Below are 25917 nucleotides of genomic sequence, written 5' to 3'. Positions count from 1 at the left end.
AGAGGAAGATGACTATGCGTGAAGTAGTAATTGTTGAAGGAGTACGTACACCAGTAGGAAGAAGAAATGGCGTGTTAAAGGATATCCGTCCGGATGACTTATCAGCCCTAACGTTAAAGGAACTAGTCAATCGAGCAGGGATCGACCCAGCGCTTGTGGAGGACGTTATTTGGGGTTGTGTTACCCAAGCCGGCGAGCAAGCAGGCGATATTGCAAGAGTTGCTGCGTTAATTGCCGGCTTCCCAATCGAAGTCCCGGGGACAACAATTGACCGCCAATGCGGCTCAAGTCAACAAGCTGTGCATTTCGCTGCTCAAGCGATCCTTGCCGGTGATATGGACATTGTGATCGCCGGCGGTGTTGAAAGCATGTCCCGTATTCCGATGGGCTCAAACTACAAAGGGGCTGAGGAACCTTTTAGTCCAAATTTAAGGTCAAAGTACGAAATGATTCATCAAGGATTGTCGGCCGAGCGGATTGCTGAAAACTATGGTTTTACCCGTGAAGTGCTGGATCAATTTTCTCTTGAAAGTCATCAAAAAGCACTAAAGGCACAGGAGGAAGGTTATTTTTCAAGAGAAATTTACCCAATCGAGGTAAAGCTTCCTGACGGTACAACAGCTGTCATCAAGGATGATTCTGGTCCGAGAAAAGGAACATCTATAGAAGCATTGGCAGGTCTCCGCACTTCCTTTAAAGAAGATGGAGTGATTCATGCCGGAAACTCCAGCCAAATAAGCGACGGGGCAGCTGCCTTATTACTCATGTCGCGCGAAAAAGCAGAAGAGCTTGGTCTAAAACCGCGCTTCCGTGTTCACACACGCGTGGTGGTTGGCTCGGATCCAACTTTGATGCTGACAGGACCAATTCCGGCCACACAAAAGGCACTAGAAAAGTCTGGCTTATCCATTGACGATATTGATGTGTTTGAAGTCAATGAAGCCTTCGCCTCTGTTCCGCTGGCTTGGCTTAAGGAGATTGGTGCAGACCCAGCAAAACTAAATCCAAATGGCGGAGCGATTGCGCTTGGTCATCCGCTTGGCGGCAGCGGTGCGCGTTTAATGGTTACAATGATGCACGAACTTGAGCGGACCGGCGGGCGCTACGGATTGCAAACCATGTGCGAAGGCCACGGCATGGCAAACGCAACGATTATTGAGCGAATAAACTAAGAGTTATTTAGATTCGCTGATAAACCATCAATATTCGCTGATTGGCCACAGGAATTCGCTAATGAACTATCAAGATATGCTGATTGGCCACAGGAATTCGCTGATGAACTATCAAGATACGCTGATAAACTAGCAAAACATACGAAAGACCATAAAAAGTTCAGTAATGGAGGCGATTCAATGACGACGACAATCGGGAAAATCTTTGATTTGACGGTGAAAAAGTATCTGAACAAACAAGCCATTTACGATGTCAGAAAAAATGTCCGGTTTACTTATAAGGAATGGAGCGAACAAGTGAACCGGCTCGCTAATGCCCTCATAAAAGAAGGTGTCCAAAAGGGTGATCGTGTTTCCACCTTCATGTTTAATACCGAAGAATTAGGAACAGCTTTTTTCGCCTGTGCGAAAATCGGTGCCATCTTCAATCCGATTAATTTTCGCTTAACCCCTGAGGAGGTTGCCTTTATTCTTTCTGATGCCACGCCAAAGATTGTTCTTTTTGAAAAGGCTTTAGAGCCTGTTATTTCAGCGATCGCCAATCGTTTTGACAAGACCTCCTTCTGGTTTATTGATGACGGAGAACCTGCGTATGCTGCAAGCTATCAGGAAAAACTGGGCGCTTCGTCCACGGAGGATATTCAGGCGGACGTGAAGGAAACGGATCTTTATGCGTTTATCTATACCAGTGGGACAACGGGAAGGCCGAAAGGAGTTATGCACACCCACCGCAATATGGTAGACCAAAGTGTATTCTGTATTGCCTCATGTAAACTTAGAGCGGAAGACGTTGGTCTCGTAACTGCACCAATGTTTCATTGCGCTGAACTCCATTGTGCGTTCCTGCCAAGGATTCATGCAGGAGCAAGTAATGTCATTTTGCATCAATTCAATCCAAAGGCGATCCTCCAATTGATTGAACTAGAAAAAATCACGAAATTCTTTGCGGCGCCAACCATGTGGAACATGCTCCTTCAAGAGGACCTTAGCAAGTATGATCTATCCAGTCTGAAGCTTGGTTTATATGGTGGGGCGCCAATGGCCCCATCACTCGTTCATGCACTCCATAACAGCCTAGGAATCTCATTAATTCAAGCCTATGGAATGACCGAAATGGGGCCCGCCATTACTTTTCTATCAGAGACTGACCAATTGAGGAAAGCAGGATCGGCAGGGCAAGCAGCCTTGAGTCATGATATTCGGGTGGTTCGCACTCGAGAAGACGGTCCCTCAGATCCAGAAGATGTGGTACCAGTCGGTGAAGCCGGTGAGATTATAGTTCAAGGACCATGTATGATGGCCGGCTATTTCAACCAAGTAGAAGCGACAGAAAAAGCATTGTATAAAGGTTGGTACCATTCTGGAGATATAGGTTATCTCGATGATGAGGGGTACCTTTATGTCAATGACCGTGTCGATGACATGATTATCAGCGGCGGCGAAAATATCTATCCAAGGGAAGTCGAAGACCTTTTGCATGCCCACCCTGGTGTCCTTGATGTGGCAGTAGTTGGCCAGCCAAATGACCGGTGGGGCGAGACTGTAACTGCCTTCGTGGTAAAAAAGGATCCGAAGGTAACTGACGAAGAATTGGATATACACTGCAAAAACAGCAATCAGCTTGCCAATTACAAACGCCCGAGGAAATACATTTTCTGTGAAGCGCTGCCTCGAAATGCCAGTGGGAAAATCATGAAATTTGTCTTGAGAAAACAACTGGAGGAGCTTTTTACTCCAGGTACTAAAAATTCCTAAAAGAGGGTCCTTACTATGTTAAAAGGTGTTAAAGTTATTGATTTCACGAACTACTTGCCAGGTCCTTTCGCAACCTTACGATTGGCCGAATTGGGTGCGGAGATTATTAAGGTGGAGCCTCCTGAAGGAGATCCTGCCAGGCATACGGGGATTTCAAAGCAGGGGAGTGGGCTTGTTTTTCTAGCTAACAACCGTCAGAAAAAAAGCATCACTCTTAACTTGAAGGAGCAAGAGGGAATTGACACTGCCAGGAAATTAATTGCGAACGCGGATGTGGTTCTCGAAAGTTTTAGACCAGGTGTAATGGAGAAACTTGGGTTGGGATATGAGGCAGTTCAAAAGGTAAAGTCTGATATCGTCTACTGCTCTATATCAGGCTATGGACAGAAAGGTCTGTTAAGTAAGCTAGGGAACCATGATATCAATTATATGGCTTTGAGCGGGGTTTTGGCCCAGTTCAAGGATAAGGCCGGCAAACCTGTCCATCCGTCGATTACGCTTGCCGATTATATAGGCGGTTTTGCGGCTAATGAACGGATATTGGCCGGGCTCGTTTCGAAAGCGTTAACAGGAAAAGGAAGCTATCATTCTATTTCAATTACTGACCAACTGGTTTCAATATTGGGGAACCATGTCATGGTTGAGAAAGAAACCGGGGCGGGAACTGGCATTAATGTTCTTAATGGAAGCATTGTTTCATACGCCTTATATGAAACGATGGATGGACGTTACATGAGCATTGGCGCTCTCGAACCAAAGTTTTGGGATAATTTTTGCAGGGCTAATGGGCGTGAAGAATGGATTCAGTCGCATTTTTCCCAATCGGTGGAGTCCAATCCAATTTTTCAAGAAATCTCAGCACTTTTTAAAAGCAAAACCTTCTTTGAGTGGATTGAATTCGCCCAAAAGGTAGACTGCTGTATGGCACCTGTCCTTGAGATAGGGGAATTAACCGATAGCCCATACTTTCAAGAGAAGGAACTCATTTTTTCATCACCTTGGGGAGACTATCAAGTTAAAATGCACAGTGACTTAGAGCAGGAATCTATTGTCCCTCCTCCTCAAAAAAGCGAGCATAAAGACGAGATATTGAATAATATTTTGATATAAAAGGCGAGTCTAGACTGCCCTAGGATCATTTGGCAGTCTATTCTTTGTATAGATTTGCACCATACAATATGAAAACATTAATGTATAATAATGGTATAATTACATATTTAAGGGGGAGGTTTTGGGTGATGGGCAGAACTGATTTATTTGGTCTCTTTGCTATGATTCCAATTTTATTGTATTTAGTCATTCTTGTGTTTAGTATTTATTTCATTGTAAGAACAATAAGGTTCATGAATGAAAAAACCAAATTAGACCAACAAAGGAATGAGAAGTTGGATGAACTGATTCAAGCGATTAAAGAAAATAATAGGACAGAAGAGTAAAGGAAATCATTTGAGAAAACGCTTAGAAGACCTAAGCGTTTTCTTGTTAATTGATTTGTTTTAAGCTAAAGTCAACAAAGGACTCTGAACGAATGGTTTTTTCGTGAAAGTTTAAAAATGATATAACCTGATTTGGGATCACGATACATCTCATCCCTGCTTCTGTCGCAAATTTAACTAATAGAATAGAAACAATTTACCAAAGGTTTACTTATTATAATTGATAAATGCTTTTTGAAAATCGAGTGACAAGCAGTATAATAGAGTAAGAATATCATTAACTTAATAGGATCATCTATGTATTGAAAGGAGGAAAAATGTTGTTTGAAAAAGCATTGCCATTACTAGAATCCCACTTCGGTTATAGCTCCTTCAGGACGGGCCAAGAGCAGGCAATCCGTTCAGTTTTATCTGGTGAAAACACAATTACTGTTATGCCAACGGGTGGCGGGAAATCCATCTGTTATCAAATTCCTGCACTTGTCCTTTCCGGTACCACGATTGTCATTTCCCCACTGATTTCTTTAATGAAGGACCAGGTTGATGCCCTCATTCAAGTCGGTATTCCGGCAACATTTATCAATAGTTCGTTAAGTTTTGGCGAAGCAAATAGGCGAATGATGGAAGCGGCCGAAGGAAAATATAAGCTTCTGTACATAGCGCCTGAGCGTTTGGAATCACGTGAATTTCTTGAAGATCTTTACAGCATGGATATTCCATTAGTAGCCGTGGATGAGGCCCACTGTATATCACAATGGGGACATGATTTTCGGCCAAGCTATCGCCATATCCAACAACTAATTAATAGCCTGCCGCAAAGGCCAATTGTATTAGCACTTACTGCTACAGCCACACCAAAGGTACGTGAGGATATTTGCGATTTATTGAACATTGATGAAGAGAATACGATTATTACCGGATTCGAGCGGGAAAATCTGTCCTTTACGGTTATCAAGGGCCAGGATCGGGACAAGTTTATTAAAGACTATTTGAAAAAGAATGATAAAGAAGCAGGCATTATTTATGCAGCAACAAGGAAGAATGTCGACCAAATTTATGAGAAATTACTGAAAGCAAATATTAAGGCAGCCCGCTATCATGCGGGGATGGGGGATGTAGAGCGAAATCGTGAACAGGAACGATTCTTAGAAGATAAAGCGACTGTGATGGTCGCAACCTCTGCTTTCGGAATGGGAATAGATAAATCCAATATCCGTTATGTGGTACATTATCAGCAGCCCAAAAATATGGAGAGTTATTATCAGGAAGCGGGCCGTGCGGGCAGGGATGGTCTGAAGAGTGAATGTATCATGCTTCATTCCTCACAGGATGTTCAAATTCAGCGTTTTTTAATTGATCAATCTAGTGATCGGAGCCGCATCACACAAGAATTAGCTAAACTCCAGCAAATGGTCGATTATTGCCATACCGAAAACTGTCTGCAGGAATTTATCTTAAAATATTTTGGTGAAACCGAAACAGAGCCTTGCGGCAGATGCGGCAACTGTTTGGACACGAGGACAAGCATCGATGTAACGAAGGAAGCCCAAATGGTGATGTCCTGCGTCATTCGGATGGGGCAGCGCTTTGGTAAAACGATCACGGCTCAAGTGTTAACAGGTTCAAAAAATAAAAAAGTAACGGAAATGGGTTTTGACAGGCTTCCAACCTATGGAATCATGAAGGATAGAAGTTCAAAGGATGTCAGTGACTTTATTGAATTCTTGATATCACAGGAATTAATCGCGATCGAGCAAGGGCAATTTCCAACCTTATTTGTTTCACCAAAAGGAAAAGATATTCTCTTAGGTAGAGAACAGGTCCATCGCCGTGAAACTGTACAGGTGAAACAAGTAGCTAAGGATGACCCATTGTTTGAAGTGTTAAGAGAAGTGCGGAAGCAGATTGCCGAATCAGAAAAAGTACCGCCATTTGTGATTTTTTCTGATGCTGCCTTAAAGGATATGTGTGCAAAACTTCCAAAATCGACGGAAGATTTTTTACAGGTTAGTGGAGTGGGGGAACTGAAGTTGAAAAAATATGGCCTTGAATTTATTCAAGCCATCCGTACCTTCTGCGAAGCCAATTTAGACTATCAAAGTGAGTTGGTACCTGTAGAGAAACCGCCAAAGAAGCCTGCCAAAAAAGCTGGGGTAACAGATACGCATTTGGAAACATTAAAACTACACCAAAGTAATTTTTCTATCGAGGAAATTGCTGAACAACGGGAATTGGCGGTTAGTACGGTGGAAACCCACTTGCTTCAATGTGCGCAACAAGGTTTGGAAGTTGAATTTTTAAAACATATTCCCGCTGAATACATGCCGCTTCTAGAAAAAGCCTTGGCAGAGGCTGGCCGTGAGCGACTGAAGCCGATCAAGGAATTGCTTCCTGAGGAAGTAAGCTATTTTATGATCAAAGCCTATGTTTATTTTATTAGCAAAAAGAAATAGATTGGCAAAAAGATGGCCCACATCAAAGAAATGTTACAATTATCAATATTTTTAGAATATTCTTAATTATTGTCGATTGCCCTCTTATATTGTTGATATTTCCCCGGGAATTTGTCGATATGACACCTAATAAAAGAACAGGGCAGCATGTAAACTTAGCTGCCCTGTTCTTTATCATATTCATCTAAAAATGGCTTATTAGCATAATAGTACATCATCGCCATGAAAACAGCGCCGCCAATCAGGTTGCCAATCGTTACAGGCACTAGATTGTGAATCACTCCACCCCATGAAATCGTCCCTGGATGGTTTAAAACTAAGGCAATGGCAAACGTACACATGTTAGCGATACTATGTTCATATCCGGAAATAAAGAAACAAAAGACAAACAGCATCATCGCAAACATCTTCGGTCCATCGCCATTTAACCCCATCGGAAGAAAAAAGGCCATACAGACGAGCCAATTACATAGGATTGCTCGGAAAAATAGCTCGGTTATTGGGACCTGCATTTTAATCTCGACTACATGAAGTAAAAAGCCGTTAACCTCGGAACTTTCATACAGTCCGGTTGTAAAAATAATAAAGGCAAAAACCGCCGCCCCAAGTATGTTACCCGCGTAACTGCAAATCCATAGTTTTACGACGTCTATCCAGGTCATTTTCTTGCGAAGTGCGGCATAGGTGTAATAAAACGTATTTCCAGTAAACAAATCACCACCGCCATAGGCGATTAAAATGATGGCAGCCCCGAAGGTAAGTGCCGCCATCGGATAGGCAAAAGGGTTATCCTTAACATAAAAGAAATTCCCCGTTTTAAATGCTACAATGACCCCGAAGCCAATAAACATACTGGCAAGCGCCGCCCGTAAAATATAACGAAGGATGCTTTGCCGAAAGATTTTCAGCTTTTTAAGGGCGAGTTTCTCAGCTTCTCCTAAAGGCTGCATTTCCATGTTAGTCATAACCACCATTCGCAATTAAATATTATCCTTTTATTTTTTATCCAAAGTGCTGGGGTTATGTATTAGTGGGTAAATTTTTCATAAAACAAGCATAGAATAATAGTATTTTTTAAAACATAAACTTTTGTAATGGTTAAAAATAGCAATAACATCTGTAATTCAGTTATAATAGAGAAGTTTTTTGAAGACTGATTTTAAGGAGTCATTATGTCAAAATTGAAAAAAATTACCCCTTCATATGATCCATGGGAAGCCTATTTAGATATTGAGCAATATGGAAAGCCTCAATTAACCAATATTGAATTCACCACGACGACCCTTTGTAATATGCGTTGTGAGCATTGCGCAGTAGGATATACACTCCAAACAAAGGATCCGCAGGCGCTTCCTCTGGATTTGCTCATACAAAGATTAGAAGAAATCCCGACACTTCGATCACTTAGCATTACCGGTGGAGAACCGATGTTATCCTTATCCTCGGTAAAAAATTATGTTGTACCGATTTTAAAATATGCCCATGAGCGCGGTGTACGGACGCAGATTAATTCCAATTTAACCCTTGAATTAGATCGTTATGAATTAATCGTCCCTTTTTTAGATGTCTTACATATCTCGCATAACTGGGGGACCGTCGATGATTTTGTCGAGGGTGGTTTTGCCAGAATGGAACGGAAGCCGGAATATGAACAACGGGAACAATATTTTAAAAGAATGATAGATAATAGCCGTGAACTGGTAAAAGCAGGAGTGATGGTATCTGCTGAAACGATGTTAAACAAGCGGACACTACCGTATTTAGAAAAAATTCACCGTCAAATTGTTGATGAAATGCTTTGTCAGCGACATGAAATACACCCAATGTACCCAAGTGATTTTGCTAGCAATCTCGAAACCTTATCACTTAATGAAATAAGAGAAGCGATCCATCACTTACTAGATGTCAGAGATGAAAATGTGTGGATGCTGTTTGGCACGCTCCCATTTTATGCGTGCAGCAGTGAACAGGAGGATTTATCTCTCCTTAAAAGCATGTATAAAAGTAAAAATGTCACCGTCAGAAATGACCCTGATGGACGTTCGCGACTGAATGTAAATATTTTTAACGGAGATATTATTGTTACTGATTTCGGTGATACACCATCCCTAGGAAATATCCAGACTACAAATCTGTTACATGCATATGAAACCTGGCAGTCGTCAGCCTTGGCAAAAGAATTAAGCTGTCATTGCCCGGCGGTTAAATGCCTTGGACCCAATATACTAGTTAAGAACAGTTATTATCAAGAAATGGACTTTACTAAGCAAGAAAACAGAATTAAGTTATAAAGTAAAAGCACTTTAAATGACATCACATTTAAAGTGCTTTTCTTATTGGACCATTCTAAATTGTCGTGTTAATGCTGAGAATACTAAATAAGGTTATTGCCTTTATCACTCTATAATTGAGTTTAATATTGTATTTCTGTTATTATTTTTAAATGGAAGCTTTTATCATAATTTTAGCTAAAACAGCATTCATTTTAAAAAGTTATTATAACAAATTTTGGGGAAGTGTGTTTATACAATGAATACTCCGGATGAACTTAAATTGGAAGATGTTAATTCGAAAGAATTAGATCAATCTTCTCTTTCTCAAAGCATTCAATCATTTTTATCCAGTTTAGATAAAAATGGAGAATCACGGTTGCCACAACGTGCTTATCTAGCTACTCGACATGCCATACGAGATCTTCAACTTCCTCCCGGACAAACCGTATTAGAAAGGGAAATGGCTGATATCTTGGGTATGAGCAGAACGCCTGTCCGTGAAGCGCTCGTGCGTTTAGAGATGGAGGGATGGGTACGACTCATACCTCGTCGTGGGTTTGTTGTGGCACCAATTGTAGCAGATGATTTACAACAAATTTATGAAGTTGTCGAAGGGCTTGACGGCATTGCGTGTAGCCTTGCTACTAAGCGTGCCACATCTGCAGAATTAGACCAACTTGATTATTTGGTGGATGAACAAGAAAAAGCATTAGAATTAGGCGATCTACTGTTATGGACGGACCTTGATGAGCAATTTCACCAAACCATTGTTGATTTAGCTCAAAATCCGCGTCTAAGAGGGATTATGGATAGTCAAACTGATCAACTATATCGTGCCCGATTATATACGATTAAGCTTCGACCTAAACCAACACCCTCCATAATGGATCACAAAGCCATCGTTACTATTATGCGAACAGGTGAACCGGAAGCAGCTCGTATGATGCTACAATCCCATCGATATAGATCTCGTAATGAAATTTTAGAGGCTATACGCACTATGTCAATATCATCCATTTAGGTAGTCACAATATAGGTAATCTCTCCCTAGTTAAAAATACAATTTTAAAAAATAAAAAAGGCTGAAGAGATTTCAAGAAATCCTCTACAGCCTTTTTTATAAATTTTAATTCTTCTATTTAACATAATTGACTAGCTTACCGATATTCTCTACTTCAACAGATACGACGTCTCCTGATTTCATTGGACAACTACCAGCAGGTGAACCAGTAGCTAAAACATCACCTGGCTCCAGTGTCATAACCTTTGAAATCCAACTGATTAGGAAAGGAATCGATAGTGACATCTGATTAGTGTTACCATCTTGTACTACTTTGCCGTTCAAAGAAGTAACTATTCTTAAATTAGTTGGGTCTATACCAGTCACGATGCACGGACCCAATGGTCCAAAAGTGTCAAAACCCTTTCCGCGTGTAAACTGGGGATCGGCTTTTGTTAGATCTCTCGCAGTCACATCATTAAATACAGTGCAGCCAAAAACATAATCCAATGCCTCGTCTTCTTTTATATTTTTTCCGCGTTTACCAATAACAAGTGCCACTTCCCCTTCCATTTCTACTTGCTTGGTTAAATCACTGGAAGGAAGAATGATTTCCCCTTGATTTGGAATCAAGGAAGAAGCAGGTTTTAAAAACAAAAATGGTTCTTTGAGATTTGCCTTTCCCCCAGTTTCTTTGGCATGTGCAGCGTATGTCCAGCCGAAATTGATCACTTTTGAGGGGGAAACGGGCTCTAAAATTTTCACATCATTATATTTAACTTTTACACCATCAAATTTTAGTTCATTGTTTTGAATTTCAGTAAAATTACTGGTTAATTGTAAAATTTCATCATTTTCAACAATTCCGTAATATATTTTATCGTTATTATTTTGATAACGAACAATTGTTTGAGATCTTTGAAGTACCTGCATTACCACACCAGACCAGCTCCATTTATAGGTTAAAAGCCTTTGTTTGTCATATCCACAAGGGTACCTTTTATAGACTATTTACTTGATGAATCGTACTTGCTTACTAATTAATTCAAATTGTTCGTCCTTCTTTTTATTGAACTCCACTTTATTTTCTTCAAAGATGTTATTTCCGTCTGCGTCAATGGAAACAATGAGTGGACCAAATTCATTTACTTCGCATACCCAAAGAGATTCAGGCATTCCAAGGTCTTTCCAATGGACTTCCTTAATCTGCTCCACCTTTGTTGCGGCATAAACCGCATTTCCGGCTGGAAAGACAAGATGCAGCGCTTTATGAGTCTTGCATCCTTCTTCAGTGTTTTTTCCCATCCCGCCTTTTCCAACAATGAGTTTAACACCTGTTTCTTCGATAAATTCCTTTTCAAACTTTTCCATTCTCATACTGGTTGTTGGACCTATAGAAATAATCTCGTACTCTTCATTTCCATGGTCTCTAACAATGGGACCCGCGTGGAAAATGGCTTTACCATTTAAATCAACAGGTAATGGAATTTTTTCCTCAATGAGTCTTCTGTGCGCAACATCCCTGCAAGTAACTAATGTACCAGTTAGGTAGATAATATCTCCTATTCTTATATCCTTAAGATCTTCATCTTTTATAGGTGTGGTTAATACTTTCTTACTCATAGTGTTGCCCCCTCGTGAGTATTAATTTCATAGTTTAAATTACTGTCAAAGGTAATCTTCCCTCTTCTATGGGACCAGCATCCTGTATTAACCGCAACCCCAATAGTAGAAGGATGCCTTGCTGTATTCACAACATTTACACCCATGACTGACTTAGATCCCTTAAGTCCCTGAGGTCCGAGGCCAATAGCATTGATACCATCCTCAAGAAGCTTTTCCATTTTTGCAGCGTTTTCATTTTCATTTTGACTTCCAACAGGTCTCATAAGCGCTAATTTTGAATTTAAAGCGGCTGTTTCAACAGAAGTACCGACTCCAACACCTACTAATAGAGGAGGACATGCGTTGAGTCCATAACTTGTCATACGGTCAAGGACAAACTTTACAACGCCTTCATAGCCTTCACCAGGCATAAGAACAGTTGAAACTCCAGGAAGGGTACATCCGCCTCCTGCCATATAAGTATAAATTTCCACTTTGTCACTGTCTTCTTCAATTTCCCAGAAGATACTAGGAGTACCATTTCCGATATTCTTTCCTGTATTGTATTCATCGAATGTCTCTACCGAATTGTGACGCAAAGGGGTTTCTTTGGTTGATTTATATACACTTTCTCTTAGAATTCTATCCAATTGCCCAATTAATGGGAAGTTCTGTCCACACTTTACAAAAAATTGAAGAACACCTGTATCCTGGCATGAAGGTCTCTTTAACTCAAAAGCTAGTTTTTGGTTATCAAACATAGTTTTGTAAATGATTTTTGCAAGAGGATTATTTTCCCCTTCACTAAGTTCTTTCAGTTTATTTTCCACATCATCAGGAAGTTTATAGCTGACAAGGGATACAAACTTTGCCATTAGATCAGTCATCTTTGTTATTTGTTGCGTTTTTTCCATAACAATACTCATAATAATAACTCTCCTTTTTATTCTTTTTTCCCAACCGTATAGTTAAGTGTTTGTGGGAAGATCTTCTATATTTATTATTTATCAACGTATACATTAATGTCAATGAAAATTTAATGGAAATATTATAGTTACCATTACACAAGATATAAAGGAAGATAAAACCCTTTAAATTTGTTGAATTTATGACAAAATACAATTTTTTATATAAAATAACTAATAATCTGAAAATAGGATATTGACATCAATGTATACATTAATTGATAATTGGTGTAAGGGTTTTCAACTGAAAATCACACACATCATCAATAATGGAAGGAGGTTAATGAAAGCTTTATCATGTATTTCTTATAGCAATCATCTAATTGGATTATACTTGCAACAAGATGCGACTAAGATATTGACCAACAATACGTTTGAATGGACATCTTTTAAATAGGGGGGAACTTTATGAGTGTTAACATGAAAGAATTAAAGGCATTTACGAAAAAAACCAATACACGTTATGTGATTTTGACCATTTTATTCATTACGACCGCAATCAATTATATTGACCGTTCAGCACTAAGTGTAGCTGCACCTGTGATGTCCAAAGAGCTACAACTGGATGCGGTTTCATTGGGTATAGCTTTCTCAGCATTCAACTGGGCCTATGCCTTTTTGCAAATCCCGGGCGGCTGGATGCTCGATCGATTTGGAGCACGTGTTGTTTATGGGGTTGGGTTGTTCGTATGGTCACTGTTTACCTTTTTTCAAGGATGGACTAGTGGTTTTCTGATGTTATTCATCTTAAGATTTATCGTCGGGATAGCAGAAGCTCCTTCGTTTCCCGGGAATAGCAGGTTAACTGCCATGTGGTTTCCTCAAAATGAACGTGGCAGGGCCGTCTCGGTCTATAATTCTGCCCAATATTTTGGACTTGCTTTGTTTACCCCTATACTCGCATTTCTTTTACAGAAATTTGGATGGCATATGATTTTTTATGTTGCTGGATTGGCCGGAATTGTAGCGTCATTCTTTTGGTTTAAACATATTCACGAACCGAAAAAACACCCAAAAGCAAATCAAGCTGAAATTGACTATATTCTGGAAGGTGGCGGCTTGGCGAATGCAGGGGATAAACCGATAAAAATCAGGTGGGCTCATGCAAAACTACTTTTGACCAACCGACAAATGATTGGAATCTATATTGCACAGTTTTGCCTCAATACCATTGTTTGGTTCTTCTTGACTTGGTTCCCTACCTACCTTGTGCAAGAAAAACATATGTCCATGCTCAAGGTTGGCTTTATGGCTTCACTCCCGTATGCAGGTGCCTTTTTAGGTGGAATTGTCGGTGGATATATATCCGACTGGTTGTTAAAGCGTGGAAAGTCACTTGGTGTAGCACGTAAAACACCAATAATAATCGGATTCTTGTTTTCAAGTATTATTGTTCTCGCTAACTATACTTCATCAGCAGCACTCATCATGCTTATCATGTCGGTAGCCTTTTTCGCCAAAGGGATGGCAGGTGCAACATGGACGCTTGTTGGCGATATGTCTCCAAAAGAAATCATTGGACTAAGCGGTGGAATATTTAATACATCAGGTAACTTGGCTGGTATCGTAATCCCTATTGTAGTTGGATATATTTTAAGTACTACGCATTCCTTCAGTGCTGCATTATTCTTTATTGGAGCAGTCTTGATCATTGGAGCATTATCTTATATCTTTATCGTGAATAAAGTAGAGCGGATCGAATTACCAGCAGAATTAATGGAGTAAAAACCAGCTCTAAAAAATGTACATGCTTCATGGAAATTAAATTTGAAAAAGAAGGCTAGCCTATATATTAAATGGTTAGCCTTTCTTCATTTCAGGATTTATTTCTATAGCTGTAACGCTTCATATTTTTCAGCACTTATATTCAAAAGCTTTGAGGCGTAGGAATAATAACTATATTAGAAATATTCAAAACACTATTGACAACTTGTTAATAGGAGACTAAAATCTAATTTATTACTTTAAATGAATAATACGTTCTCTTATCAAGAGTGGCAGAGGGACTGGCCCGATGACGCCCAGCAACCGTTCCGTTTGGAATTGGTGCTAAATCCTGCAAAACAATTTATTGTTTTGAAAGATAAGAGAGGAGTAGTCCCTTAATTTGTGATGAAACCTCTCTTTTCTGGAGAGGTTTTTTATTTTTATATAAAAACAAACCTTTCCAATCGGAGTAATGGAGTATTGATAAGAATCTAAAAGGGGGAGCTTTAATCATGAAAAGAAATATCTTTAAAAGTACACTCGTATCAGCGTTAGCAGCAACACTCTTACTCACAGGCTGTGCTTCTGAGGGAGAAAAAAAACAAGCAAGCGCTCATAAAAAGGTTTCACTTGAAGGTGTATCTGAAAAGTTTACAAGTGGTGATCCGTTAAAAATCAAGGTTATCCGTAAAATTGGCGGTGATGATCATACTGCCCAATTCTTAGCAGGTGCAAAAGAAGAGGGAGAAGCCTTAGGTTTTCAAGTGGACGTGTTTACCGCAAATGGTGATACAGCTAAGTTCCATGATGCGATTAATCAGGCATTAGACCAGGATTATGATGGATTTATCATCTCTCATGGTGACGATGATGCGACTGTTAATGATGTAAAAAAGATAGTTGAAAAAGGAAAAAGTGTAGTTACATTTGACTCCAATCCAAATATTGCGAAGCTTGATGGAGTAACGCTTACTTCACAGGATGATGAAGCCTTAGCAACTTTAGCCCTTGATCAACTAGTAAAGAATACAAAGGGTAAAGCAAATATTGCCTACCTATGGGTCGACGGTTTCCCTGCAATGGTTAGACGTAATAAGGTTTATCAAGAAGTCCTTTCAAAAAATCCTGAAATTAAAGAAGTGGAACGCTTTGGTGTGGCTGCGGCAGATACAAGTGTACAAACACAAAACGCAGTTGCAGCCATGTTAAATAAATATCCAAAGGGCAAACTGGATGCCATATTTGCTACTTGGGATGCTTTTGCAATCGGTGCAGCACGAGCTTTGAAAGAAGCGGGACGTGAAGAAGTGAAGATTTATGGAATCGATGTTTCCAATGCGGATCTGCAAGAAATTCAAAGAAAAGGCAGCGCTTGGAAATACACAGCAGCTGTCGATCCGAAACTTATCGGTGCTGTTGATATGAGAATACTTGCGAAAAAGCTTGCAGGTGAAGAAACACCACAGACTTTTGATTTAGATGCTTCACTTGTTTCACAAGAAAATCTTCTCAAAGCAAAAGAGCCTGTAAACATGGTTAATCTGGCAAAAATTATCCCAGGCTGGGGTCAATCGACGGCATTTGAGGAAGAGTGGATAAAGACGTTAAAGAAGCATTATAAAGAATAGTCGGTATACAACTAGACACTCTCTTTTTCAATAGATGAAGAGAGTGTTTGCTTACGGGGGATGATTTTGATGAGATCAACATTGGAGATGAAAAACATCTCAATAGAGTTTCCTGGTGTGAAGGCATTGAATCAGGTCGACTTTTCGATGAAAACGGGAGAAATTCAAGCTTTGATTGGGGCAAATGGGGCAGGGAAATCAACGTTAATGAAGGTTCTCGCGGGTGCTTATGACCACTATACCGGTGAAATAAGCTTAGATGAGAAAAACCTGAGGATTCGTTCTCCGAAAAATGCACAGGACGCAGGAATACAAATCGTTTATCAAGAAGTAGATACGGCTCTCATTCCGTATTTAACCGTCGCCGAAAATATTATGCTCCTCGATACAGTCCATAACATGGGGAAAAAGCAATGGATGAAATGGAAAAACCTTCATCAAAGAGCGGATGAAATACTATCAAGTATGAACATTATGCTTCCGACGAAGAAGCTAGTAAGTGAGTTAACGTTAGCGGAAAAACAAATGATCTTAATCGCTAGGGCTGTTTCAAATCAATGTAAGTTTCTTATTTTAGACGAGCCGACAGCACCATTGAGTCATACTGAAACGACGGAACTATTCCGGATTGTCCGTGATTTAAAAAAGCAAAATGTAGGTGTTATCTTTATTTCCCATCGCCTGCCAGAAATTTTTGGAGTCTGTGATGAAGTAACTGTGATGAGAAACGGTGAACTTGTTGCAAAAGAGGCAGTTACTAATACGACCATCAACAAAGTGGTGGAGCATATGCTGGGTCAAAGATTAGAGGAACAGTTCCCAGAGAAGAATACGTCTATTGGAAGCACGGTCCTTGAGGTAAAAGGACTTTCAGATAGAGGGAAGATTAAAGATTTACATATTCATGTTAAAGCAGGAGAAATCATTGGAATTGCCGGGCTTGTTGGTGCTGGAAAAACAGAATTGTGTAAGGCGTTATTTGGCTCTGAGAAATTAACGGGGGGAGACATCTTTCTTCATGGCAATAAACTAAAATTAAAGAGTCCCTATCAAGCGGTTAAAAAGGGAATTGCTTTAGTTCCAGAAGAACGGAGGAAGGAAGGAATCCTAGTTCTTGAATCAGTAGAAACCAATTTAACAGCTGCTAATTTAGGTGAATTTTCAAAGAGATTAAGCTTTTTAGATCGAAAAAAAGAAAAAGAAACGGCAAAGCAGTTGATCCATCGCCTCGGAATTAAAACACCTTCAGAAGATACCAAGGTACAGAATCTTTCCGGAGGGAATCAGCAAAAGGTCGCAATCGGAAAGTGGCTCGTAGCTGAAGCAGATGTATATATTTTTGACGAACCAACCAAAGGCGTCGATGTTGGCGCAAAGAAGGATATCTTTGAGTTAATCGCTGAACTAGCGAACCGGGGTAAAGCGATTATTTATGCTTCTTCAGAGCTTTCGGAGATTATTGGGATTACTGATCGAGTCTATGTTTTATACGACGGCAGGTCCGTAAAGGAAATTGAAACGAGAGAAACGAACGAAGAAGAACTATTATTTTATTCAACAGGGGGCAGGTAAAATGGAGGCAAATATTGCAGCAAAGAATCAGGAAGCCCCGGCAAAAAAAGTCTTTGAGTTATTTCGCTTTTTATATAAATATGGGACGATTATTACGATTCTTGCACTTATTATTATTTTTTCAGTGGCTAATCCTACTTTTATTCAGGGCAGTAATATCATCAATATCTTACGTTCGATCTCCATTGTAACGATTATCGCCATCGGTATTACGATTTCATTGTCTGTCGATGGTTTTGATTTATCGGTGGGATCGGTCGCTTCCTTATCAAACGCCATTGTCATTTCGATGTTTGTTTGGTTTTCACAAAACACATTGGTGGCGGTCATTTCTGCGATTGCTGCATCATTAGTAGTAGGTGCATTAAACTCATTCATGATTGTGAAAATGAGAATTCCAGATATGCTGATGACACTCGCTACGATGTTTATTATTCAAGGGACAGCATTGACGTATACAAAAGGGGCCACTGTTTCACAAAACATGGTTATGCCTGATGGCTCGATGGCATCGGGTCTGATCAGTCCTTTTTTTGCAAAAATCGGAGAAGTGCCGTGGATTATTATCATTATGGCTGTGACCGTGATCCTCGTGCATATCTTTTTGAACTATACAAAGCATGGTCGATATATGTATGTGATCGGTGGTAACAAAGAAGCGGCGAGACTATCAGGTATCGCAGTTAATAAATATAAAGTGGCAGCGTATTTGCTTTCGGCTCTGTTTGCCTCCATTGGCGGGATTGTGCTCGCTTCAAGGGTTTTGACATCAGAAATTAACTCTGGTGCTCCCTATTTAATGGATTCAGTTGCCGCCGCCTATATTGGATTTTCAGTCCTTGGGGCTGGAAAGGCCAACGCGTTTGGAACATTTGTTGGAGCCGTCCTGATCGGGATTCTCCAAAACGGACTCGTGATGATGTCCGTCCCATATTATGCGATGGATATTGTTAAAGGCACCGTTTTAGCCTTTGCATTAGCGATTACGTATTATAAACAAAAATAATTGAACTATGATAAACCTATCCATTTTGCGGATAGGTTTATTTTTTTGAAAAACCAGAATAAAATCTACAAATATAAGTAAGTTTTGAGGAACAATATTTAGAGATAGGAGGGATCTTAATGGAACATTATGAAGCATTTCTGAGAAGTAAGAATTGGGTAGATACCGATTTAGATTCAAGGTATATAAATGTTAATCATCCCTATGCTATCTTAATTTCTGAGAATGAAGGGCAAATTACCTTAAGAGGTAACACTGGGTTTGATAATGGGCAAAATGGCGAGGAGATTTTTACGTTTAACTCATTGAAAGAGCTCCAAGAATGGTTTGAAAACAATATAGGGGAGTAACAAGAAAAAGCAGCCAGGGAAGACCCCTGGCTGCTTTTTGTCGAGAAATGTCGTTTCATTTTTCTGAAAATTCAATTGACTAGAGTTTAAAAGTATAGTAATTTATATATAACAACATATAACGTTATATAAAGTTGTATATTGTTTAAAAGAATTTACTAGTGTTCATTCACTAAAATATTTTATCAGGGAGGCAACAAAATGACGACTGAATTAGTAATTGACGTGAAAAATCAAGTGCAACAAGCATTAGCAGAGGTAGAAAAAAGAAATATTTCCAATGTTTTCTTTGTAGCATGCGGAGGATCATCTGCCATTATGTATCCAAGCAAGTATGTAATTGACCGTGAAGCAAAGGTTCTTGATGCCCATCTTTTTAGTGCAAATGAATTTATCCATCGCAATCATGCAAAACTTGGAAGTAATTCCCTGGTTATTTTGTGCTCGCACTCAGGAACAACACCTGAAACAGTAGAAGCAGCAAAATTTGCTAGAGCAAAAGGTGCGTTAACTGTTTCTTTAACAAATGTGGAAGCGTCACCATTAGCGCTAGCTTCAGATGTCGTGCTGAAGTATCAATGGGGCGAAAAAGCAAGCGCTTTCACAACCAATTATTCAGTACTATATCAACTAGTGTTTGGTGTACTAAAAGTTGTTGAAAATAACGAAAAAGCTAGTTTAGTAGAAGAAAGTCTTGAGAACTTACAAAATGTTTACGAAAAAGCTGCTGCACTATACCAAACAAAGGCAGAGGCTTTTGGTCAACAGTATAAAGATGAAAAAATTATTTATACAATGGCAAGCGGAGCAAATTATGGTGTTGCCTACTCTTATGCAATTTGTATCCTCATGGAAATGCAATGGGTTCACTCACACGCCATTCACGCCGGAGAATACTTCCACGGGCCATTTGAAATTATTGATGAAGAAACACCTTTTATTATCCTGCTAGGCTTGGACGAAACAAGACATTTAGAAGAAAGAGCATTAGAATTCTCTAAGCGTTATGGCAAGAAGTTGGTTGTCCTTGATGCAAAAGACTTTGATTTCACTGGGGTTGCAGAGGAAGTACAAGGATACATTGCCCCATTAGTTTTAAATTACGTATTAAGAAAATATGCGGATCAGTTAGCAGAAGCACGAAATCATCCGCTATCAAAAAGAAGATATATGTGGACAGTGGAATACTAAACCAAGATGAAATAACAAATATACTGCAATAATCATAGATATGTATTCCTTTCTGGAGGGGAAGCTTAATGAAGAAGTTATTAATTTTAAGTATTATTTCTATCCTTTTTCTATCGTTTTTTGCTGGCTGTTCTAAGAGCTCTAGTTCAACAAATGGAAAAGATGTGGTTGAACTTAAATTCTTCCACCGCTGGCCGAATCAACCTAAAAAGCAATATTTTGAAAAGGCAGTAAAAGAGTTTGAGAAGGCCCATCCCAATATTAAAATTAAAACGGAAGCCGTCTTGAACGATTCTTATAAAGAAAAAATTCGTGTTGTCTTAGGATCAAGCACCCCTCCAGATGTTTACTTTTCTTGGAGCGGAGAGTTTGCCTATAACTTTGCACGTCAGGGACAATCGCTTGATTTAACTAATTATGTAAATGAAGATAAAGCGTGGTCAGATCAAATCATTGCCTCCCAGTTCAATGCCTTCACTTTAGATGGTAAGATTTATGGGATTCCGTGGTCAACTGACGGCAAGGCCTTCTTTTACAATAAGAAAATTTTCAAGGATTTAAATCTTGAAGTTCCAACCACTTGGTCCGAACTAATTGATGTCTCTAAAAAGGTAAAGGCCGCAGGACTTACGCCAATTACATTTGGAAGTAAAGCACCGTGGACGATTTCCCACTATATAGGAACATTGAATCAATTGATGGTGCCACAGGATGTTCTTGATAAAGATTATGATCCCAAAAATCCTGAAGGTGATTACTCGCATCCAGGTTATGTGAAAGCATTAGAGAAATTCATGGAACTGAAGCCGTACTTCAATAAAGGAGTTAATTCTGTAGACCATGAATATTCACGGGAGTTATTTAACAGTGGAAAAGCAGCGATCGGCTTCTTCCAGCTTGCAGAAATCGGGCTTATTGAACCATCTTTAAAAGAGGATTTAGGTGTGTTTAACGTACCAGGTGTGGAAGGTGGAGAAGGAAATGCCAACTCCATCACAGCAGCACCTGAAGGAATCATGATTTCTTCGAAAACAAAACATCCGAAGGAAGCAATGGAATTTGTCAAATTCTTAACTTCGAAGGAAAAAGGTACAGAGCAGTTAAAAGAAGTAAGTGAATATAGTGCGGTTAAAGGAACAACAACTGATGAGAATGCTTCCAAGCTTCAACAGGATGCTATCAATTTAATTGTTAATGCTGAACAAACGTACTTATGGTTTGATACAGCTGTTGATATTAAAATAGTTGATGCTTATTTAAATGGAACACAGCTAATGTTGGACGGCAAGAAAAGTCCAGAAGATGTAATGAAGGATGTCAGAGCAGCAGCAAAAGAAGTTAAGGCGTCTGCAAAAAAATAGGAAGCCAGAAAAGGTGGTTGCAAGTTGACCACCTTTTTTCCAAAGATACGCCTGTTAAAAAAAGGGGAGTTATTATGCAAAATACAAACAAGTGGTTACCATACCTATATATTGCACCTTGCTTAATCTTTATGGCCCTTTTTGTTTACTATCCAATTGTTGAAAACTTTTTTTATAGTTTCTATGATTTCTCTGCTTTTTCGGTAGAAAAAACATTTGTTGGCTTTGAAAATTTTCTTAATCTTTTTAAAGATGAAGTTTTTTATATAGCTTTAAAAAATAATCTCTGGTATGCAGTGATCTCGATTATTTTTCAGGTATTTGGCGGACTTATTCTAGCGGCTATACTTGAAGATCCGCTAACACGATTCATTAGTGGATTGTTCCGTACCGTATTTTTCCTTCCAGTTGTCATCTCGATGACTGTCATCGCTTTACTGTTTACATTTGTTTATAACCCGGATATCGGAATTTTAAATGGGCTATTAAATATGTTAGGACTTGAGAATTTAACTAGGGCTTGGCTAGGAGAATCTGAAACCGCTATCTTCGCTGTTATTGCGGTGTCACAGTGGCAAAGTATTGGTTACATTATGATGTTATTTATTATCGCGATTCAAAATATCCCCCAAGAATTGTATGAGGCAGCAGAGATTGATGGGGCAGGGAAAATTCGTAAATTCTTTTCAATCACCGTTCCACAAGTAAAAGAGATGTTCTTCGTTACGACTCTTATTACCTTAACCGGTGCATTTACCGTCTTTAATGAACCGTATATTTTGACAGGCGGCGGACCTGGTAATTCTAGTGAGGTTTTAGGAACATTACTCTACCATTCAGCTTTCGGTAAAGACCAAATGGGTTATGCTTCGGCAGTTGCCACTGTGATTTTAATCATTACCTTAATTGTTTCCTTGGTTCAGCTGAAACTATTTAAAACAGGAAAGGATGTTTAGAGTGGAGACAAGCAAAGTAATGGACTACCATCATTCGATCCCAATCACAAAGAAAAATAGGAAGCAAAAGAATGTTGTTAAAAGTCTGCCAATTTTTACAATCCTGATCTTGTATTTTGTAGTGATTGCTTATCCGCTTTTTTGGATGGTAATTAACTCATTTAAGTCCACTCCAGAGATTTTCTCCAGCAGCTGGGCTTTACCAAAAGAATGGCTGTTTTCCAATTATACAGAGGCATGGAACACAGGGATTTCTGGATATTTTGTTAATAGTTTAATTGTTACAGCGACTACCTGCTTCCTAACAGTATTAATAAGTGCACTCGGAGCCTACAGTTTATCTAGGTTTGAATTTAAAGGGAAGAATATCCTATTAGTTTTCTGTATGGGAGGAATGATGCTCTCCCCACAAGTTAGTTTAGTCCCGCTATACAAGCTCATCCAATTATTAGGAATTCATGATACGTATTTTGCAATGATCTTTCCCTATGTTGCTTACCGAATTCCAATCACCATCCTTCTGATCAGAGCTGCTTTTCTAGAGGTACCGAAAGAATTAGAGGAGTCTGCCTTTTTGGACGGATGTAATACATGGACCATTTTTACAAAAATCTTTGTACCTTTAAATAAACCGATATTACTAACTGCGGTTGTGTTAACAGCATATTTTACTTGGAACGAGTTTATGTTTGCGTTAATCTTTGTTGATTCTGATGCACTAAAAACCATCCCTGCTGGATTGATGCAATTTCGGGATGCCCTTCAAACCAATTGGGGAGTTCTGATGGCTGGCTTAATGATTTCAGCCCTGCCGATCATTCTCTTATTTATGTTTATGCAGAAGTATTTTATTAGAGGTTTATCATCAGGTAGTGTTAAAGGATAAGAAGGAGTGGGGAAATATGGAAATTATTGGAATAGGCGATAATGTTGTTGATATTTACCAGGATCGTAATGAAATGTTTCCAGGTGGAAATGCTTTAAATGTTGCTGTTTTAGCTAAACAAAGTGGTGCGGAGTCAGCGGCATTTATAGGTATTGTTGGAACGGATGTAGAAGGGGATCATATTCTAGATTCTTTAAACAAGAACTTAATAGATACTAGTCATGTTCGAAGAGCGGTTGGGGAAAGTGGAAAGGCTTATGTTGATCTAAATGTGGAAGGGGACCGAATCTTTATTAAATCAAATAAAGGCGGTGTTCAGGCTAAACTAAAGCTTAATTTATCAGTCGATGACTATGAATACATCAAAGCGTTTGATGTGGTACATACCAGTATATATAGTCATTTAGAGGAAGAATTGCCATTGCTTAAACAACATTTACCCGTTTCCTATGATTTCTCTAATCATTTTACAACAGAATTATTAGAAAAGGTTTGCCCTCATATCCAGTTTGCGTTTATTTCAGGAAGTGATTTTACAGAAGTTGAACTAGAAGAGCTCTTCCTTAAAATACATGGACTTGGAACGCCGTTTATCATTATCACTAGAGGTTCTAAGGGCGTAATTATGTCTCATCATAACAAACGATACAAACAGGGAATTGAAGAAGCAAAAGTGATTGATACCTTAGGTGCAGGGGATTCTTTCATTGCTGGTTTTTTAACCAACCACTTTAATGGGTTTACCATAGAGGAATCTTTGAAAGCAGCGGCACAGATTGCTGCAAGAACATGTGAAGTGAACGGTGCATTTGGGTTTGGCAGACAATTAACTTTCTAAAAACAAAAGGAATGAAATGGATACCCATTCATTCCTTTTACTTTTAAGTTGTTATGGTAAGGGCAATCAATTGGGTTTGTGTTTTGAAATTTGAAATATGAATTGGAACTCCTGTTTCATCGTAAACGGTTTTATCAATATTAAAAAGTGTTTCACCAATTTCGCAGTCCAAATGTTCCGCTTCAAATTTTGAAGCAGGAGTAACTGTAATTATTTTTTTGCTTTTTCCAGAATTAATATTGATGTGGTAAATGTTTTTCAAAACTTCATAGGTTGATGCATGTTCTGTGAATCGTGCAGTCAAATCAGGAAAGCGTTCTAACGAGTAATGGGCGATATCTAGTGTAAAAGGCTGTTGATCGATTGACATGATCCGGACCAACTTTAAGACAGGTGAATCAATGGCGATTTGAAGTGCTTCGGCAATTTCCGGAGTAGCTTTCATTTCTTCACAGGCAAGAATACGCTTAGAAGGATTCTTGCCAATTTGTTTACTAAAATCTGAGAATCCATCAATAGAAACCAATTCTCGGGCAATTTTGGTTCGCGTTACAAAAGTTCCTTTCCCTTGCTTTCGCTCTAAAAAACCCTCATCTGCTAAATCCTGAATCGCTCTTCTTACAGTTATGCGGCTAACGCCATATAACTCACATAATTCCGTTTCATTCGGAAGTCTTTCCCCCGATTTATAAACTCCTTGATCAATGGCCTCCTTCAGTATTTGTTTTAATTGGTCATATAAAGGTGTTGAAATTGAATTGTTTAATTTCATCGACAAAATTCCTTTCGATACAATAGGTCATTATATAATATTTTATAATAAGTTTACATATGTTGTATAGAAATGATTGATAACATTTATCATATTTATAAAATATTGGTTTTTTTCCTATTCCGTTAACAGGAAATCTTGCAAACTGCAAGTCAACTTTGATTAAACGTTTGTTTTAATTTAAACTAAGTAAAAATGAAGAATTGTGTGTGGTGAGATAAATGGAAAAACCAGTAGAACAAACATATGAAGTTATGGAGGTCTGCTTATTAGCGGGGAAAATCATGCTTCAAAGCGGCGGGGAGACCTATCGGGTAGAAGATACGATGATGCGTATTGCCGCAGCCTTTGGTATAGAAAGTACTCATAGCTACGTAACTCCAACAGGAATTATTTTTTCAGCAGAAGGAACAGAGCCAACTAAGACCAAGCTTATTAGAATATCGGAGCGGTCAACAGACTTGAAAAAAGTCTCTATGGTGAATAGCATTTCAAGGAAAATTACAGGTGGAGAGGTCAATCTAAAAGAAGCTTTGGAAGATCTAAAGGAAATTGACTCCCTTAATTTAACGTTTCCCTTTAGGGTCCAAGTGGCCGCAGCGTCACTCGCCAGCGGTTGTTTTATGATTATGTTTGAGGGAGGCTGGAATGATTTTATTCCAGCGATGATTTCAGGCGGAATGGGTTATCTAAGCTTTGTATATTTTCATCGCTTTGTCCCAATCAAGTTTTTCTCGGAGTTTTTAGCATCGTTCGTAATTGGATTGCTTTCATTTTTATTTGTGAAAATTGGAGTCGGTCAGCAATTAGATAAAATTATTATTGGCTCGGTGATGACATTAGTTCCTGGACTCTTAGTGACCAATGCGATTAGAGATTTAATGGCGGGACACTTAGTATCGGGGTTATCAAAGGGTGCGGAAGCTTTTCTAACTGCCTTTGCGATTGGGACAGGGATTGCGGTCGTATTATCTTTTATGTGAAGTGAGGT

At 39.1% G+C, this 25917-nt stretch carries 23 protein-coding genes and 1 riboswitch; of the genes, 18 read left to right on the top strand and 5 right to left on the bottom strand.

The window, feature by feature from the left end; all coding sequences use genetic code 11:
* Positions 1-14: 14 nt before the first annotated feature.
* From ACSU6B_RS11730 to recQ, 5 genes are all read left to right on the top strand, one after another.
* A complete protein-coding gene (locus tag ACSU6B_RS11730; RefSeq protein ID WP_410885368.1) occupies positions 15-1172 on the top strand; it encodes a thiolase family protein in 1158 nt (385 codons plus the stop codon).
* Between the two features lie 180 nt (positions 1173-1352).
* Positions 1353-2927 (top strand): fatty acid--CoA ligase, encoded by a 1575-nt coding sequence (locus ACSU6B_RS11725; RefSeq protein ID WP_410885366.1) that lies wholly within the window; start codon positions 1353-1355, stop codon positions 2925-2927.
* 15 nt (positions 2928-2942) lie between these two features.
* Positions 2943-4037: a CaiB/BaiF CoA transferase family protein gene (locus tag ACSU6B_RS11720; protein WP_410885364.1), complete on the top strand. Its 1095-nt coding sequence runs from the start codon at positions 2943-2945 to the stop codon at positions 4035-4037.
* 128 nt (positions 4038-4165) lie between these two features.
* Positions 4166-4363, top strand: coding sequence for a DUF4083 family protein (locus tag ACSU6B_RS11715; RefSeq protein WP_410885362.1), 198 nt, complete (start codon positions 4166-4168; stop codon positions 4361-4363).
* Positions 4364-4683: 320 nt separating this feature from the next.
* Complete coding sequence (recQ, locus tag ACSU6B_RS11710) at positions 4684-6816, top strand: DNA helicase RecQ (protein ID WP_410885445.1); 2133 nt, start codon at positions 4684-4686, stop codon at positions 6814-6816.
* Between the two features lie 155 nt (positions 6817-6971).
* Here the strand turns inward: recQ and ACSU6B_RS11705 are convergent, their stop codons facing one another.
* Entirely contained in the window at positions 6972-7772 is an 801-nt protein-coding gene (locus tag ACSU6B_RS11705; RefSeq protein ID WP_410885360.1) for a formate/nitrite transporter family protein, read from the bottom strand.
* A 216-nt stretch (positions 7773-7988) separates the two neighbouring features.
* Between ACSU6B_RS11705 and yfkAB the strand changes: the two genes are divergently transcribed.
* On the top strand, positions 7989-9107 hold the full coding sequence (gene yfkAB, locus ACSU6B_RS11700) for a radical SAM/CxCxxxxC motif protein YfkAB (protein WP_410885358.1): 1119 nt from the start codon (positions 7989-7991) through the stop codon (positions 9105-9107).
* Positions 9108-9465: 358 nt separating this feature from the next.
* Complete coding sequence (locus tag ACSU6B_RS11695) at positions 9466-10110, top strand: GntR family transcriptional regulator (protein ID WP_410885356.1); 645 nt, start codon at positions 9466-9468, stop codon at positions 10108-10110.
* A gap of 114 nt (positions 10111-10224) precedes the next feature.
* On the opposite strand, the gene ACSU6B_RS11690 is transcribed toward ACSU6B_RS11695, so the two are convergent.
* The 3 genes from ACSU6B_RS11690 to ttdA form a co-directional block, all read right to left on the bottom strand.
* On the bottom strand, positions 10225-11022 hold the full coding sequence (locus ACSU6B_RS11690) for a fumarylacetoacetate hydrolase family protein (RefSeq protein ID WP_410885443.1): 798 nt from the start codon (positions 11020-11022) through the stop codon (positions 10225-10227).
* Positions 11023-11100: 78 nt separating this feature from the next.
* Positions 11101-11712, bottom strand: a complete 612-nt coding sequence (gene ttdB, locus ACSU6B_RS11685; RefSeq protein ID WP_410885354.1) for a L(+)-tartrate dehydratase subunit beta — start codon at positions 11710-11712, stop codon at positions 11101-11103.
* Entirely contained in the window at positions 11709-12620 is a 912-nt protein-coding gene (gene ttdA, locus ACSU6B_RS11680) for a L(+)-tartrate dehydratase subunit alpha (protein WP_410885352.1), read from the bottom strand. Before ttdA ends, ttdB begins: the two co-directional genes overlap by 4 nt.
* A gap of 447 nt (positions 12621-13067) precedes the next feature.
* On the opposite strand from ttdA, the gene ACSU6B_RS11675 reads away from it, so the two are divergent.
* The 10 genes from ACSU6B_RS11675 to ACSU6B_RS11630 all read left to right on the top strand — a co-directional run bounded on the left by ACSU6B_RS11675 (position 13068) and on the right by ACSU6B_RS11630 (position 24154).
* Positions 13068-14384: an MFS transporter gene (locus tag ACSU6B_RS11675; protein WP_369445799.1), complete on the top strand. Its 1317-nt coding sequence runs from the start codon at positions 13068-13070 to the stop codon at positions 14382-14384.
* Between the two features lie 257 nt (positions 14385-14641).
* A riboswitch (SAM riboswitch) is annotated at positions 14642-14749 on the top strand.
* Positions 14750-14878: 129 nt separating this feature from the next.
* Complete coding sequence (locus tag ACSU6B_RS11670; RefSeq protein WP_215002863.1) at positions 14879-15994, top strand: sugar ABC transporter substrate-binding protein; 1116 nt, start codon at positions 14879-14881, stop codon at positions 15992-15994.
* 69 nt (positions 15995-16063) lie between these two features.
* Entirely contained in the window at positions 16064-17566 is a 1503-nt protein-coding gene (locus tag ACSU6B_RS11665; RefSeq protein WP_410885349.1) for a sugar ABC transporter ATP-binding protein, read from the top strand.
* A gap of 1 nt (position 17567) precedes the next feature.
* Entirely contained in the window at positions 17568-18572 is a 1005-nt protein-coding gene (locus ACSU6B_RS11660) for an ABC transporter permease (RefSeq protein ID WP_410885347.1), read from the top strand.
* A 119-nt stretch (positions 18573-18691) separates the two neighbouring features.
* A complete protein-coding gene (locus tag ACSU6B_RS11655) occupies positions 18692-18922 on the top strand; it encodes a hypothetical protein (protein WP_410885345.1) in 231 nt (76 codons plus the stop codon).
* A gap of 201 nt (positions 18923-19123) precedes the next feature.
* On the top strand, positions 19124-20113 hold the full coding sequence (locus ACSU6B_RS11650) for an SIS domain-containing protein (RefSeq protein WP_410885343.1): 990 nt from the start codon (positions 19124-19126) through the stop codon (positions 20111-20113).
* A gap of 68 nt (positions 20114-20181) precedes the next feature.
* Positions 20182-21474: an ABC transporter substrate-binding protein gene (locus tag ACSU6B_RS11645; RefSeq protein ID WP_410885341.1), complete on the top strand. Its 1293-nt coding sequence runs from the start codon at positions 20182-20184 to the stop codon at positions 21472-21474.
* Between the two features lie 74 nt (positions 21475-21548).
* Complete coding sequence (locus ACSU6B_RS11640; protein ID WP_215002875.1) at positions 21549-22430, top strand: carbohydrate ABC transporter permease; 882 nt, start codon at positions 21549-21551, stop codon at positions 22428-22430.
* Positions 22423-23316, top strand: a complete 894-nt coding sequence (locus ACSU6B_RS11635; RefSeq protein WP_410885339.1) for a carbohydrate ABC transporter permease — start codon at positions 22423-22425, stop codon at positions 23314-23316. The genes ACSU6B_RS11640 and ACSU6B_RS11635 overlap by 8 nt, the downstream gene beginning before the upstream one ends.
* Before the next feature lie 16 nt (positions 23317-23332).
* A complete protein-coding gene (locus tag ACSU6B_RS11630) occupies positions 23333-24154 on the top strand; it encodes a PfkB family carbohydrate kinase (RefSeq protein ID WP_410885337.1) in 822 nt (273 codons plus the stop codon).
* A gap of 43 nt (positions 24155-24197) precedes the next feature.
* On the opposite strand, the gene ACSU6B_RS11625 is transcribed toward ACSU6B_RS11630, so the two are convergent.
* Positions 24198-24926, bottom strand: coding sequence for a UTRA domain-containing protein (locus tag ACSU6B_RS11625; protein WP_168242169.1), 729 nt, complete (start codon positions 24924-24926; stop codon positions 24198-24200).
* Positions 24927-25147: 221 nt separating this feature from the next.
* On the opposite strand from ACSU6B_RS11625, the gene ACSU6B_RS11620 reads away from it, so the two are divergent.
* A complete protein-coding gene (locus ACSU6B_RS11620; RefSeq protein ID WP_215002881.1) occupies positions 25148-25909 on the top strand; it encodes a threonine/serine exporter family protein in 762 nt (253 codons plus the stop codon).
* The last annotated feature ends 8 nt before the right edge of the window (positions 25910-25917 follow it).

Origin of the sequence: Neobacillus sp. C211, assembly GCF_051842875.1 — a bacterium.
Classification (GTDB): domain Bacteria; phylum Bacillota; class Bacilli; order Bacillales; family Cytobacillaceae; genus Neobacillus.
This window is presented reverse-complemented; position numbering and strand designations above follow the sequence as displayed.